The sequence below is a fragment of the Phenylobacterium sp. genome (genome assembly GCF_020253645.1).
GTDB lineage: Bacteria > Pseudomonadota > Alphaproteobacteria > Caulobacterales > Caulobacteraceae > Phenylobacterium.
On sequence record NZ_JADCBG010000183.1, the window covers coordinates 1 to 14,639 of the forward strand.

The window sequence follows — 14,639 nt, forward strand, 5'->3', positions numbered from 1 at the left end:
CCGGCCTGGCGCGCGGCGGCGACATTCTCCAGCCGGTCATCCACCAGGATCAGGTCTGCGGGCGCATGGCCCGTTCGGGCGGCGACCGTGGTGAAGAAGCCCGGATCGGGCTTGGCCCAGCCGACATCCGCCGAATAGTGCATGGCGGTGAAATGGTCCTGCAGCCCGAGGGTCTTCCAGAGGAAGGCGGCGCGCTCGTGCTCCTGGTTGGTGGCGAGGTGGAGGTCGACCCCCGTATTCCGGAGCGGCTCGAGCTGGGCGAGGAAGGCCGCGTCCAGGTCCGCATCGTGCTGGAACCAGTAGTCCATCAATTCGCGGGCGGTCAGATGGGGCGCGCACCGTTCGAGAACCGGGCCGAGGCGGGCGGGCAGGCTCGCCCGGCCGACCGCGATCTCCGCCCAGTGAACATCGAAGAACTCCGCGTGGAGGACGGCGGGCGAAAGGCCCAGGTCCGCCTCAAGGTCCCTGGTCCAGCCCACGGGATGCGAGCGCACCAGGACCCCGTCGACATCGACCATCAGGATCTTCATTCCGGACCCTCCGCGGACCGCGCGCCTAGCTGCCCGCCAGCACGCTGTGGCGGCGGCTCCAGGCCAGATAGACGACAAGGCCGACCAGGTTCCAGCCCAGGAAGAGCCAGCGGGTCAGGGCCGGCAGGCTCCAGAAGAGGTAGAGGCAGCCGGCGGCGGCCAGGGGCCCGACGATCCACCAGAGCGGCGTGCGGAAGGGACGGGGCAGGTCGGGACGCTGCATCCGCAGGATCATCATGGACAGGGCGGTGGCGACGAAGGCGGCCAGGGTGCCGGCGTTGGCCAGTTCGGCGATCAGCTTCAGCGGCGCGGCGCCGGCGATGACCGAGGCGAGAATTGCGGTGAACAGGGTCACCCGCACCGGCGCGCCGCGGGGGCTGACCCGGGCGAGGCCGCGGGGCAGGAGGCCGTCCCGGGCCATGGCGAAGAAGACCCGGCTCTGGCCGAACATGAAGGCCATGATGACGGTGGGCAGGGCGATGACGGCGGCGGCCGCGATCAGGGTGGCGGCGAGGTCATGTCCCCCTGAGCGGAGGATGAAGGCCAGGGGCTCGTCGCTTTTCGAGAAGGCCTGCCAGGGTGAGGCGCCGAGGGCGGCGGCGGCCACGGCCATGTAGATGACGGCGCAGGCGACCATGGACCCGATGATGCCCAGGGTCAGGTCCCGGCCAGGGTTCTTGGCCTCCTCGGCGGCGGTGGAGATGGCGTCGAAGCCATAGAAGGCGAAGAAGATCAGGGCGGCGGCGGCCATGACGCCCTGGGGCGCGCCGTCCGCGCCTGTATGGGCGGCGAAGCCGAAAGGCAGGAAGGGGCTGAAGCGGGCCGGATCGAAGGCCGGCAGGGTCAGGACGACGAAGGCGAGCAGGGCCGAAAGCTTGAGGACCACCAGGGCGATGTTGGCGTTGGCGCTCTCGCGCACGCCGACCAGGAGGACGCCGGCCACCGCCAGGGTGATCAGGACTGCGGGCAGGTTGATGAGGCCGCCCGCGTCGCCCGTCAGGAGCCCGGTCGCGAGAGCCGGAGGGAGAACCAGGCCCCGGGCCTCCAGGAAGCCCTGGGCATAACCCGACCAGCCCACCGCCACCGCCGAGCAGACCACGGTGTACTCCAGGATCAGGCTCCAGCCGATCACCCAGGCGACCAGTTCGCCCATGCCCGCGTAGGAATAGGAATAGGCGCTGCCCGCGTGGGGCATCAGGGTGGCCATCTCCGCGTAGCAAAGGGCGGCCAGCATGCAGACGACGCCGGCGATGGCGAAGGACAGGATCACGCCCGGCCCGGCCAGGCCTGCGCCCACGCCGGTCAGGGTGTAGATGCCGGTGCCGACGATGGCGCCCACTCCCAGGGCGACCAGATGGGGCCAGCGCAGGGTGGGCTGCAGGGCGTGTTCGCCCTCCGCCGCCGGACGCTGGTCGACCTGGCGGCGCCGCGTGATGAAGCTCATGGTCCCACCTCCCCTGTGGCGAGACCATGGCCCGCATTGGCGCGGCCGGGCAAGGGGCGTACGAAGGGTCGGTTTCAGCGGCTGGAGAGGCTCAGGTCATGGTATGGCTTCGGGGACTGGGCTGTGCAGCCCTTCTTTTCCTGGCCCTGTCGGCGGCGCCCGCGGTGGCGGCCTCGCCCGCCCTCGACGCCCTGGTCGCCGACTACGAGGCCTGGGCCCTGAGCGACGATCCATTCGAGGCCGGGCGCAGGGGCGACGCCGACGCCCTGTCCCGGCTTCCTGACCCGAGCCCCGCGGCGGACGCCCGACGCCGGGCCGCCCTGACCGGATTCCGGGACCGGCTTGCAGGCCTGCCCGCAAGCCTGACCGGGGAGGACGCCCTCAACCGGGACTTTCTGGGCTGGACCCTGTCCCGACGCCTCGCGAGCCTGGACTTTGACGAGGCGCGCATGCCCTTCAGCTCGGACGGCGGCTTCGACCAGACCCTTGGCTATGTGGCTGCAGGCCTGCCCATGCGCTCGGCCGGGGACGCCCGGGCCTGGATCGCCCGCCTGAAGGCCCTGCCCGCCTACTATGACGCGCACATCGCCAACGCCCGTCGCGGGGCCCGGAGCGGTTTCACCCAGCCCCGGCCGACGGCCCTCCAGGTCCTGGAGCGGGCGCGCGCCGCCGCCGCCCTGGAGCCCGATGAAGACCCCCTCCTGGCGCCGCTCCGGAGACTGCCGGCGGACCTTGCCGGGACGGACCGCAACGCCCTGCTGGACGAAGCCCGGAATGTTCTGCGCGACCGGGTCCGGCCTGCCCGCGCGCGCTTCGTCGCCTTCCTGGAGACCGATTATCTGCCCGCCGCCCGCCCGAATCTGGCGGCCCGGAGCTTGCCCGGCGGCGAGGCGTATTACAGCTGGCTGGTCGCTGACCACACGACCACCGCCCTGACCCCTGACCAGATCCACCAGATCGGCGTCGATGAGGTCGCCCGCATCCGGCGCGAGATGGATGGCGTGATGGCTGAGACCGGCTTCAAGGGCGACTTCCCCGCCTTTCTGGCCATGCTTCGCTCCGACCCGCGCTTCTATGCCCGGAGCCGCGAGGAGCTGCTGGAGAAGGCCTCGCGGATCGCCAAGCGGATCGATGATGAGCTGCCGGCCTGGTTCGCAACCCTGCCGCGCCTGACCTATGGCGTCAGGCCGGTGCCCGCGGACATCGAGGAGACCTACACCACCGGACGCTACTTCGGCGGCTCTGCGGCGCGGGGCGTCGCGGGGGGATACATGGTCAACACCTCGCGCCTCGACCAGCGGCCGCTGTACGAGCTCCCGGCCCTGACCCTTCATGAGGCCGTCCCTGGCCACCACCTGCAGATCGCCCTGGCCGAGGAGGCGCAGAGCGTCCCCGACTTCCGGCGCAACGCCGACATCACCGCCTACACCGAGGGCTGGGCCCTCTACGCAGAAAGACTCGGTGGAGAGATGGGAATCTATCGCGATCCCTGGGAGAGATTCGGCCGCCTTTCCTATGAGATGTGGCGGGCCTGCCGCCTCGTGGCGGACACCGGCATTCACTGGAAGGGGTGGAGCCTCGAGAAGGCGCGCGCCTGCTTCGCCGAGAAAAGCGCTCTGTCGCCGCTGAACATCGAGGTCGAGTTGGCCCGCTATGTCTCCTGGCCGGGCCAGGCCCTGGCCTACAAGATTGGCGAGATGCGCATTGTCTCCCTGCGCGAGGCGGCGGAGCGGGAGCTGGGAGACCGCTTCGACATCCGCAGGTTCCACGACGCCGTCCTGCTGGCGGGGCCCCTTCCGCTGGACATGCTGGAGGCCCGCCTCGTCGGATGGATCGCGGCGGAACGCCAGCGCAACTCGACCCGCCCCTAACCCGGCCAGAGGTCCTGGGGGCCGCCCTTGCGGTTGAGGCTGCGGACGGCGCGTTTGACCACGGAGATCAGGCGCCTTCGGCGATCCTCTGAATCGTAGGTCAGACCCCCTCGGGCGAGTCCCTCAAGGACAAAACGGCCCAGATCCCGGCTTGTCTGGAAGCGGGGATCCTCTCCGGCCTGGGCGAAGGCGCCAAAGCGGCCACCGAGTCGGCCAGTGTCGAAGTCCTCGACGAGCCCGGCGATGGCTTCGGCGACCTCCGGGTCGAACCGCGCCGCAGATCGCAGCTCGGAAAAGGCCAGAAATGCGGGTTCGGCGAGCAGGGCCCAATAGGTATCAATGGCGTGGTCCGAGGCTTCCGTGCCGGTCGGCGGCCGACCGGCTGCGTCGAACAGCTCGAGCATCCCTTCGCGCAGGCGGGGGCAAAGGGCGCCAAGAAGCGTCGTCCTGTCCGGGAAGTGATAGAGGTAAGCCGTGCGGGCGACGCCGGCCCGGGCGGCTATGGCGCCGGGCGTTGCTGACGCCAGTCCGGTCTCGGCAAGCAGGCTGACGACGGCGTCCAGCAGGCGCCTTCGAGTACGCCCGGCGCGCGAGGACGGGGCGGAGGACCGGGTCGAGTTCATGGCGCTGCTTCTGGTCCGGACTCCTGAGCTTGGCAATCACGCAGAGTTCCGTCACGCCCGTGACACGCAATCAGCCTAGCGCCATCGCAACGCACCGCTCTCGGGGAGACAAGGCGATGGCGCCGGCGAATCACAAGTACCGAACGGTCTTCATTTCCGACATCCACCTCGGCACCCGGGGATGCCAGGCCGAGCTGCTGCTCGATTTCATCAGAACCGCGGAGTTCGACACCCTGTACCTGGTGGGCGACATCATCGACGGCTGGAAGCTCCGGAACGGATGGTACTGGCCTCAGGCGCACAACGATGTGGTCCAGAAGATCCTCAGGCTGGCCCGGAAGGGCGTGGAGGTCATTTATGTCCCCGGCAATCATGATGAAGCCGCGCGCGACTTCATCGGGCATCGGTTCGGCGATGTGCAGGTGGCCCGGGACGCGATCCACGTCACCGCCGATGGCCGCCGCTTCCTGGTGACCCATGGCGACGAGTTCGACGGCGTGCTGCGCCACGCACGATGGCTCGCCTTTGTGGGCGACTGGTCCTACCGCACCCTGCTGACCCTCAACACCGTCTTCAACCGCGCCCGGCGTCGGTTGGGCTTTGGCTACTGGTCGCTGTCGGCCTACCTGAAGCTGAGGGTCAAGAACGCCGTCCAGTTCATCGAGGACTACGAGTCGGCGGTCGCCGAGGAAGCGCGACGGCGGGGCGTGGACGGCGTGATCTGCGGCCACATCCACAAGGCCGAAATCCGTCGCTTCGGAGACATCCTGTACATCAACGACGGAGACTGGGTCGAAAGCTGCACGGCCGTTGCGGAGAGGGAAGACGGCGAACTCATCATCCTCGACTGGAGCCGCGAGTTCCGTCAGAGGGGCGGCGTCACCGCCGTTCACCGGCTGGAGTCCGAACCGCGGTTCGCCGCCTGACCTCCAACTCGTTGACATTTCGTCGGATTTCGTGGCAGTAATCTTGCCATGCCGTCATTCAGGACCCTTCCCGAAGGTCTGTCCCGGGGCCAGCAGAAGGCCAACACCGAGGCGCGGATTCTCGATGCAGTGAATCGCCTCCTCGAGGATGGACGGCTGGACGACGCGTCTTATTCGGAAATCGCCCGGCTGGCCGGGGTCGGCGAGCGGACGGTCTATCGATACTTCCCGACCCGGGAGGCCTTGATGGGCGCCTTCTGGACCCGCCTCCAGACCGAGGGCCCGCCACCGCGCAAGCCGTCCATGCGCAGGGTCCGCGAGAGCGTGCGCACCGAGTTCGACGGCCGCCGGCCGATGCGCATCCTGATCGCCACCGACGCGTGGGAGCCGCAGGTCAACGGCGTGGTCCGCACCCTCACCCGGGTGATCGCCGAGATGCAGGCCATGGGCCACACCGTCGAAGTGATTTCACCCGATCAGTTCCGGGGATTTCCCCTGCCCACCTATCCAGAGATCAAGGTGGCGGTGGGAGCCTATGAGCCGGTGCGCGAGCGTTTCAAGGCCTTCGAGCCAGAGGCCATCCACATCGCCACCGAAGGGCCGATCGGCCTCGCGGCCCGCAGGATCTGCGTGGAGTGGAAGCTGCCCTTCACCACCAGCTATCATACCCGGTTCCCGGAGTATGTCTCGGCCCGGCTGCCCCTGCCGCTGTCAGCCGGCTACGCCTACATGAAGTGGTTCCACAAGCCGTCCGGCAGGCTGATGGTGGCCACGCCCACCATGCGCGATGAACTGGCCCAGCACGGCTTTCGCAATATCACCGCCTGGTCGAGGGGGGTGGATACCGAGCAGTTCAGACCCCGCCGCGAAGGTGAGCCCGATGTCTATGAGGGCCTGCCGCGCCCCATCTTCCTGTCGGTCGGGCGGGTTGCAGTGGAGAAGAACATCGAGGCGTTCCTGTCCCTCGACCTGCCCGGGTCCAAGGTCGTCGTCGGCGATGGTCCCCAGCGGGAAGACCTGCAGAACCGGTACCCCGCAGCCATCTTCAGGGGGGCTCGGTTCGGCGACGATCTTGCGGCGCACTTCGCCTGCGCAGACGTCTTCGTCTTCCCCTCTCTCACCGACACCTTCGGCCTGGTCATCCTCGAGGCCATGGCCACCGGCGCTCCTGTGGCCGCCTATCCCGCTCCGGGTCCGATCGACATCATCCCGGGATCCGGGGCGGGCGTCCTGGCGCTCACCGCCACCGAGGGCTTGCGTGAAGCCTGCCTGGAGGCCCTGAAACTGGACCGCGAGACAGTGCGCCGGTTCGCCGAAGGGTTTTCCTGGCGGGCCTGTGCGGAGGACTTCGTCCGCAATCTCCAGCCCTGGCCAGAGCCCGAGAAGACCCGGTTCTGGCGCCGGCTCCGACGCCTGACCCGCCTTCGTCGCCGGCGAGACGAACCCTGATCTCCAGGGTCCGCTCCCGAGGGACCGAACCTTCTGCGCGAGCCCGGCGGGCTCCAACACAGGTGAACCGGACCCTGTGGAGGTTCGAAGCCGGAACTCCACCCACCGGGACACGGTCCGGTCGCCGAAAAGAAAGGCGCCGCAGACCCGGAGATCTGCGGCGCAGGGGCCAATGGCGGACGGCGGCGGGTCAGGCTGCGGGTCGGGCCATGGGGGTCAGGTTGCGAACCATGGCCTTGTTGGCCTCGTGCTGCGCGGCGGGAAGGGGGATCAGACCCCGGTCCTTGAGGTAGCCGGCGCGCCCCGTGGCGGCGTCGGAAGCAAGCTCGGTCAGGTATTCCCTGAGGCCCTTCGTGACGCCGAGATTGGCCTTCTTCACATAGACGAAGAGGGACCGCGACAAGGGATAGGATCCGTCGGAAATGCTGGTCAGGGAGGGGACCACGCCGTTGATCCTGGCGGCCTTCACCTTGTCCATGTTTTCTTCAAGGAAGGACCAGCCGAAGACGCCAATGGCGCCGGGAGTCTTGGTCAGGGTCTGGACAATCGCGTTGTCGTTCTCGCCTGCGTCAATCCAGCCGTCCTTCCGCAGGGGATGGACAGCCTCCTTGAATGCCCGCTCGTTCCTGTCCCGGAGGGCCTTGTTCCCGGCGTACTTCAGGGCGCCGGCTTCGATGGCCAGCTCGACGAAGGCGTCCCGGGTTCCCGAGGACGGCGGCGGCCCGTAGACGAGGATCCTTCCCCTGGGAAGACCGGCGCCCACCTCGGCCCAGGTCCTGTAGGGGTTGGCCTGGTGCTGACCGTAGCGAAGGACCTTGGCCGCAAGTCCCAGATACAGAGCCGAAGGCGTCAGGGCGTAGTCCGGTGCGCGCTTGTCCATGGCCACGACAATGCCGTCGAAGCCGATCTTGAGCTCGACGATGTCCTTCACCCCCTTGGCGGCGCAGGCGTCGAACTCCGAGCGCTTCATCTGCCGGGAGGCGGTGGCGATGTCCGGATAGGAGCTACCGACGCCCGAGCAGAACAGCTTGATCCCGCCCCCGGTGCCCAGGCTCTCCACCTTGGGCGCCTTCATGCCGGTCTTCCGGGCGAACTGCTCCGACACCCTTGTGGCGAAGGGAAACACTGTAGAGGAACCCACGGCCCAGACGTAGTCGCGGGCGGCGTGGGCGGGCGTTGCGCCCAGCAGGCTTGCGAAGACGACTGCGGCGGTTGTCGCCGCAAGGCCGCCAGCCATCCGGGGCAGGCTGGAGTGACGGGAAGAGACGTGGATCATGGAAGAGATCTCCTGGATCGAAAGGTCCCGGACGAGGCGCCAGACGGATCCGCAGCGAGACGGCTGCCCTTCTGGTCCCTTATCCGGATCATGTGACAGTGTGGCGACGCATCAGAAATCGTACTGGGCGCGAAGCTGGAGCAGGCGAATACGGACATCCGGCTGGGGCTGGGCGTACTCGACCCGCGCCTCGGAGAGGTTCAGCAAGACCCGGAATCCGGGTTCCGGCCGCCAGATCGCGCCAAGGGTCAGGCCGCTGTAATCCCCCGCCCGCCGGGCGGAAAATCGCCCCGCCTCGGTCAGGGCGGAGTCCCGGACGTCCGTCAGGTCGGCGAAGTCGTACCGGGCCAGCAGGTCCAGGGACCCGAGGCCGCCCTTCGACAGAGGGGAACGCACGCTGGGGACGGAGACGAGGCCCCTCGGGCCGTCGTATCCACGGCCCTCTCCGGCGAGGTTCCAGCCCGCGTAGACATATCCGGCGACCAGGACGGGATCGCCTCCCGGTGCAGCCCTCGGACTGCGCTCGGCCACCAGCCGGGCTGCCTCGCCCTGGACCCAGAAGGGCCCGCTCATCCAGGCGAATTCAAGGCCGGCTGTCGAATCACCGCGAGAGAAGGACCCCGACCCCAGCCAGTCTCCGGACCGGCCGGCGGACGTCCCGGGTCGGGCGGCGTAGCTGCGGCTGGCCCCGTCGCCGAAGTCCCGGACCCGCGCCCAGACGCCGAGGTGCAGCCGTTCCATATCGCCGGGCTGCAGTGATCCGGCCAGCCGCACGGTCACCGCCCGGCGATCGCGCGCACCTGCTGTCGCGGTTCCATCGAAGTCCAGGCCAAGATTGTTGAAGGTGTCCCCCTGCGCCGCCAGAGTCCCCACAAGAGAGCCGGCGTTGACCCGGACCTGCACCGAAGTCGTGAAGGGATCCGTCACGAGATCGCCATAGGGGCCGCGCTCCAGGAAGGAAATGCTCCGGGTCGACGTCAGGTTCTCAAGCCCCGCGGCCTTGAGGTTGCCCGCAGCGAGAAGGATCGAGGGGCTGGCCCGATACTCCACGGCGACCTGGTCCCAGACGAAGGCGTCATTGTTCGCCGCTCCCCCCTCCATCCTGATCATCAGGCGGTCCGAGACCCTGGTATCGAGGCCGAGAAAGGCCTGACGGACCCGGACGACATCCATCCGGACGTCCCCTGCGCCGGAAGGCGAGACGACCTGGCTCACCGAGTCGACCAGAAGGCGCCCCTTTGGGCGGAACTGGAGACCCCCGGCCTCCGCCGCCTGGACGTGAGGGACAGCCAGCAACAGCCCCGCCAGGGCTGCAAGCGCTGCAGCGGCCGGGCGAAGTGGGGAACGGCTCGCCAAACTCAGGTCTCCGGCCGGGGTGAAGGTTCAGGGAGTGTGACGCTTCCGTGACGGGCCCTTACGCACCGAACATGACACTTTGATGACAGGATTCAGAGCAGTCTGGCGCGGATCGTCTGGCTCAGGAGGTCAATCAGGGTGACAGCCACAACGATGACGATCGAGATCGCAGCGGTGAGCGCATAGTTGAAGCTGTTCATGCTGTCGAACAGGATCTGGCCGATGCCGCCGGCGCCGATCAGCCCGAGAACAGTGGCGCTGCGGCTGTTCGATTCGAAGCGGTAAAGGGCGTAGGACGTCCAGAGCGGCGCCACCTGGGGGATGACTCCCCAGACGATCTCCTGGAGGCGGGAGGCTCCGGTCGCCCTGACCCCTTCGACGGGACCCCGATCGATGGCTTCCACGGCCTCTGCGAAGAGCTTGGCCAGCACGCCGCCGGTATTGAGCGCCAGGGCCATGACGCCGGCGAAGGGACCGAGGCCCACGGCCACGAGAAAGGCGGTGCCGATGACCAGGTCCGGCACCGAGCGGATCAGGTCCATCAGCCGGCGGACGGGCAGCTGTATGAAGGCGGGCGCCACGTTTCGGGCGCCCAGAAGGCCCATCGGCACCGCGAAGATGATGGCCAGGGTCGTCCCCCAGATCGCCATCTGGATGGTCAGCCACATCTTCTCGATCAGGTCCCGCCAGTTGGAGAAGTCGGGATTGACGAAGCCCGAGGCGAACTGCCGCATATTCTCCGAGTTCGAGAAGAGAAGCGGAAACTTGGTGATCTCGGCGGAGCCGAAGGAGGAAATCAGAAGGAGGATGATCCCGCCCCAGAGGACGAAATCGAAAACCTGCTGGCCGAAAGGCTTTGTGGGCGGCGACAGGAGGGGTGCGGCGGCCTGGGTCATGACTCAGGTCGCATCCTGGGACTGACCGGTGCGGGCCTCCAGCGCAGCCTCCTCGGCCTTGACGGTCTCCAAGGCCCTTCTGGCCTCGGCGATGCGCTTGGGATCCCCTCCGCGCTGGGCCTGCAGCAGGTTCTCGGTGGCCTCCATCTCGCGCACGCGCAGGAGGTGGTTGTCATCCGCCGGCATGAAGCCGCCGATGGAAATCCGGGCCAGCAGAGCCCTCTGCCGCTCGGCTTCCGGCCCTTCGCCCTGGGCGTAGGTCAGGAAGAACTGGCGGAGCTTCTCCTTGATCGCCGGGTCCAGGTCCTTGCGCCAGACCATGGGGTCTTCGGGGAGGCGGGGTGAGGTCCAGACCACCCGCACCTTGTCCGCCAGAGTCGGCTCGCCCCGCGCGACGCGTTCCGCGTCCCGCTCGCGCTGCATGCGCAGGCTTGTCGTGTTCCCGGTGGCGGCGTCCAGCACGCCGTTCGCCACACCGACAAGGTTGGTGTTGTGGTTGGCGGACTTGAGGGTCTTGAAGCAGGTCTGGATGTCGATGCCCTTGGGCGAAAAGAGATAGGTCTTGGGCGCCAGGGTGCCGGATGTCGACTTGGCGTCGCCGATGCCGAAGTTGAGCGTCTTGTCGCAGCGAAGAAGGTCTTCGAGGGTGAGCGTGCTCTTGGCCGGGACGATAATCACCGAGTTGTAGCCGTCGTCGCCGCCGGGATCGAAGGTGCGGGCGAAGACCTCGCCATTGGCCCGCCGGATGGCTTCCAGGCCCGACAGGTTGGTAAACCAGCCGAAGTGGGTCTGCTTGAACCGCATGGCCTCAACCAGGGCCGTGTAGTTCGTGCCGATGAAGGGCTCGATCTTCAGGCCGGTGGCTTTTTCCATGTCGGCGATCACGGGTCGCCAGAAGGTCTCCAGGCTCGAGGCGCTCTCCGGCGCGACGATGGAGAACTTGAGCACGCCGCTGGAGCCATCCGCGGGCGGCGCCGGGGGCGGAGAGCATCCCGCCAGTGCAGCGGCGCCGGCAAAGGCCAGGAGACTGCGCCGGCTGGGCGCTGCATCCCCTTCAGGGCGGAAGCTGTTGCGGATCATTTCGGGGCTCCTTCCCAGAAGACGTCCTCGAACTCCGGTCCGTAGATGTCGATGAGCCGGTCCTTGTCCAAACCCTGCGCAACGCCGTCATAGACGATGCGCCCTTCCTTCAGGGCGACCACCCTGTCGCAGTATCGGAGGGCGTAGTCCACCTGGTGCAGAGTGACGACCAGGGTCAGGCCATCCGTCCGGTTCAGGTCGCGCAGGATTTCCATGACCTTTCGAGCAGAGACGGGGTCGAGAGACGCCACAGGCTCGTCGGCGAGGATGATCTTGGCCCTTTGCACCAGAGCCCGGGCTATGGCTCCGCGCTGCTGCTGGCCGCCCGAAAGCGTGTTGGCCCTCTGACCGGCGTACTCGGCGACGCCGACCCGGGCCAAGGCGGCCATGACCGCCGAAGAGGTCTCCGCCGGCCAGGCCCCGAGAAGGCCCCTCAGGAATGGAATGCGCCCAAGGGAGCCCAGCGCCACGTTCGTAAAGAGCGAAAGCCGGCCGACCAGATTGAACTGCTGGAAGATGAACCCGATCCGGATGCGCGTCTCCCGGACCCGTGAAGACACCTTTCCGGAGGACTGGACCGGACCTCCGAAGGCCTCGATGACCCCAGACCCGGGGTCAATCGCCTGCAGCCCGGAAATGGAGCGCAGAAGAGTCGACTTGCCCGACCCCGAAGGCCCGATGAGGGCGACCATCTCGCCCCGGCCGATCTCAAGGGAGACGTTGTCGAGGGCGCGCCGGGTCCCGAAGGTCCGCGACACGTTCCGGATCGACAGAACCGCATTGTCGGCCATGGGTGGCTTTGTCCCCGTGTCGGCGCAGAGGAGCCCCCTTTTGGCCCCTGCGGCCGCTTCTTCGCACGGCGCAGCGGCCCCGGTCCAGCCTGCAGGCGCGCACCACACCGCTGTATGAAAATTTGTTGCTTTACATGGCGGGCGTCTGGTCCTAAGGCCACGCGCTCCGGCGGACCCGATGTCCTCAAAAGCGCTGCTAACGCCGGATTGGGTTCAACAATCCGTTGGGGGTTGCGTGAGGTGCAGACGTACCATACGCCCCTGGACCTGGTCCGTGAGCGGTCGCCTGAGCATCCCGTCGCCATTGCGCGGCCGGCTGCGGCGGCCCTAGCGGCGCGCTGGTTCCAGGAAAATTTCAAGGGCGACGTCTTCTATGCGGTGAAGGCGAACCCGTCTCCGTGGGTCATCGAGGCCCTGGCGGCGAACGGCGTCTCCGCATTCGACGTGGCTTCGGTTCCCGAGATCGAGCGCGTGCGCGCCCATGCGCCCGACGCCCGGCTGGCCTTCATGCATCCGGTCAAGAGCCGGGCGGCCATCCGCGCCGCCTACTTCGACCATGGCGTGCGGACCTTCGCCCTCGACTCCCATGAGGAGCTGGAGAAGATTCTCGCCGTCACCGAAGGCGCGCCGGACCTGAACCTGATCGTCCGGCTCGCCGTCCAGGCGGACGGCGCGGCCTACTCCCTGGCCGGGAAGTTCGGCGTCGACCTGCACCAGGCCCCGTCCCTACTGCTGGCCGCCCGCCGGGCGACCCAGGACCTGATGGGCGTCTCCTTCCATGTCGGCAGCCAGTGCATGCGTCCGACAGCCTACAGCGCCGCCATGGCCCAGGCCTCGCGCGCCCTGGTGCGCGCCGGCGTCCTCGCGGACGTGGTCGATGTCGGCGGGGGCTTCCCCTCCATCTACCCCGGCATGACCCCCCCGGCCCTCGAGGACTATTTCGACGCCATCCAGCGCGGCTTCGCCGACATGATGGTGCATGAGACCACCGAGCTCTGGTGCGAGCCCGGCCGGGCCCTCGTGGCCGAAGCCTCCTCCATCCTGACCTGCGTGGAACTGCGCAAGGGCGACGCCCTCTACCTGAACGACGGCGCCTATGGCGGCCTGTTCGATGCGGCGCACGCCCGCTGGCCCTTTCCGGTCAAGGCGATCCGGTCGACCGGCGGCGAGGTCCGGGAAATGGAGGGACCCCTGAGGCCCTTCCGTTTCTACGGCCCGACCTGCGACGCCATCGACCACATGCCCGGACCCTTCTGGCTGCCCGAGGACGTGGGCGAGGGCGACTTCATTGAGATCGGCATGCTGGGCGCCTACGGCGTGACCATGGCGACCCGGTTCAACGGCTTCGGGGATATTGACGCCGTGGTCTGCGAGGACGCCCCGGCCGCGTCCATGTTCGGCCTCGCCCGCCGTTCCATCCCGGCGCCCCGCAGCGAGCTCCAGAACGTGGTCCGCTTCTCCAAGACGCGCGGTCGCAAGCGGCGGAAAAAGTAGTCGCGGGCCGGAAGTCACCCGGCGCGGTCGGTCGCTCCGTCCCGGCCGCGCCCTTTCCTTTGCGACGGGCGCTCACCTCTCCGGAGACCTGAAGAGAATGAACGCTGAGACCCCCAAGACCAACCGCAAGGAAGAGCTGCTGTCGACCAAGGTCGAGCACGTGGCCATCGACCAGTACGACGCCCGTCCGGTGATCGACGCCATGCGCGGCATGAGCTTCACCAGCCGCGACACCGCCCGCGCCGCCGACATCTGGTCCATGTCCCTCGAGGACGACGACTGTTCCACCTGGCTGACCCTGGCGGGCTCCACCAGCGCCGGCGGCTGCATGCACATCTACCGGGACATGGTGAAGTACGGGATGATCGACGCCATCGTCTCGACCGGCGCCTCCATCATCGACATGGACTTCTTCGAGGCCCTGGGCTTCCGCCACTACCAGGCGAAGTCGAACGTCGACGACCGCGACCTGCGGGAGCTCTACATCGACCGCATCTACGACACCTACATCGACGAGGAAGAGCTCCAGAAGTGCGATGCGGTGATCTACGAGATCGCCAACATGCTGGAGCCGCGCCCCTATTCCAGCCGCGAGTTCATCCATGAGATGGGCCGCTGGCTGGCCGCCGGGAACGCCCGCAAGCCCGCCTCGCTGATCGAGACCGCCTTCCACGAGGGCGTGCCGATCTTCTGCCCGGCCTTCACGGACTCCTCGGCCGGTTTCGGCCTGGTCAAGCACCAGGTGGAGCGGATGAAGGCGGGCAAGCCCTACCTGACCATCGATTCCATCGCCGACTTCCGTGAGCTGACCGACATCAAGCTGGCGGCCGGGACCACCGGCCTCTTCATGGTCGGCGGCGGGGTGCCCAAGAACTTCGCCCAGGACACCGTCGTCTGCGCCGA

The 14,639-nt window shown here is 67.9% G+C and carries 12 protein-coding genes and 2 pseudogenes; 6 read left to right on the forward strand and 8 right to left on the reverse strand.

The annotated features are described in order from the left end of the window. Window positions 1-530 (reverse strand): HAD-IA family hydrolase (locus tag INE98_RS12080; RefSeq protein ID WP_293539179.1); only part of this gene is annotated, 530 nt, incomplete at its 3' end. Window positions 531-555: 25 nt separating this feature from the next. Then, window positions 556-1,974: an amino acid permease gene (locus INE98_RS12085; RefSeq protein WP_293539180.1), complete on the reverse strand. Its 1,419-nt coding sequence runs from the start codon at window positions 1,972-1,974 to the stop codon at window positions 556-558. A 98-nt stretch (window positions 1,975-2,072) separates the two neighbouring features. Between INE98_RS12085 and INE98_RS12090 the strand changes: the two genes are divergently transcribed. Continuing rightward, a complete protein-coding gene (locus INE98_RS12090; RefSeq protein WP_293539181.1) occupies window positions 2,073-3,845 on the forward strand; it encodes a DUF885 family protein in 1,773 nt (590 codons plus the stop codon). Here INE98_RS12090 and INE98_RS12095 read toward each other — a convergent pair. Then, complete coding sequence (locus INE98_RS12095; protein WP_293539182.1) at window positions 3,842-4,468, reverse strand: TetR/AcrR family transcriptional regulator; 627 nt, start codon at window positions 4,466-4,468, stop codon at window positions 3,842-3,844. The two genes, INE98_RS12090 and INE98_RS12095, sit on opposite strands and share 4 nt — an antisense overlap. A gap of 116 nt (window positions 4,469-4,584) precedes the next feature. On the opposite strand from INE98_RS12095, the pseudogene INE98_RS12100 reads away from it, so the two are divergent. The 3 genes and pseudogenes from INE98_RS12100 to INE98_RS12110 form a co-directional block, all read left to right on the forward strand. Beyond that, window positions 4,585-5,325 (forward strand): annotated as a pseudogene (locus tag INE98_RS12100) (UDP-2,3-diacylglucosamine diphosphatase); the annotation flags it as partial. Window positions 5,326-5,442: 117 nt separating this feature from the next. After that, window positions 5,443-5,637: pseudogene (locus INE98_RS12105) on the forward strand (TetR/AcrR family transcriptional regulator); the annotation flags it as partial. Window positions 5,638-5,748: 111 nt separating this feature from the next. Beyond that, window positions 5,749-6,843, forward strand: coding sequence for a glycosyltransferase family 1 protein (locus tag INE98_RS12110; RefSeq protein WP_293539190.1), 1,095 nt, complete (start codon window positions 5,749-5,751; stop codon window positions 6,841-6,843). A gap of 190 nt (window positions 6,844-7,033) precedes the next feature. Here the strand turns inward: INE98_RS12110 and INE98_RS12115 are convergent, their stop codons facing one another. The 5 genes from INE98_RS12115 to phnC form a co-directional block, all read right to left on the reverse strand. Beyond that, window positions 7,034-8,119, reverse strand: a complete 1,086-nt coding sequence (locus INE98_RS12115; RefSeq protein WP_293539183.1) for a substrate-binding domain-containing protein — start codon at window positions 8,117-8,119, stop codon at window positions 7,034-7,036. 111 nt (window positions 8,120-8,230) lie between these two features. Then, a complete protein-coding gene (locus tag INE98_RS12120; protein ID WP_293539184.1) occupies window positions 8,231-9,475 on the reverse strand; it encodes a porin in 1,245 nt (414 codons plus the stop codon). 92 nt (window positions 9,476-9,567) lie between these two features. Continuing rightward, entirely contained in the window at window positions 9,568-10,371 is an 804-nt protein-coding gene (gene phnE / locus INE98_RS12125; RefSeq protein WP_293539185.1) for a phosphonate ABC transporter, permease protein PhnE, read from the reverse strand. Between the two features lie 3 nt (window positions 10,372-10,374). Further along, window positions 10,375-11,451, reverse strand: a complete 1,077-nt coding sequence (gene phnD / locus INE98_RS12130; RefSeq protein WP_293539186.1) for a phosphate/phosphite/phosphonate ABC transporter substrate-binding protein — start codon at window positions 11,449-11,451, stop codon at window positions 10,375-10,377. Further along, the gene (phnC, locus tag INE98_RS12135; RefSeq protein WP_293539187.1) at window positions 11,448-12,242 is read right to left on the reverse strand and encodes a phosphonate ABC transporter ATP-binding protein; all 795 of its coding nucleotides are present in this window, start codon (window positions 12,240-12,242) and stop codon (window positions 11,448-11,450) included. The genes phnD and phnC overlap by 4 nt, the downstream gene beginning before the upstream one ends. Window positions 12,243-12,482: 240 nt before the next feature. Here phnC and INE98_RS12140 point away from each other — a divergent pair, with 240 nt between their 5' ends. Continuing rightward, a complete protein-coding gene (locus INE98_RS12140; RefSeq protein ID WP_293539188.1) occupies window positions 12,483-13,736 on the forward strand; it encodes a type III PLP-dependent enzyme in 1,254 nt (417 codons plus the stop codon). Between the two features lie 97 nt (window positions 13,737-13,833). Further along, window positions 13,834-14,639 (forward strand): deoxyhypusine synthase (locus INE98_RS12145; protein ID WP_293539189.1); only part of this gene is annotated, 806 nt, incomplete at its 3' end.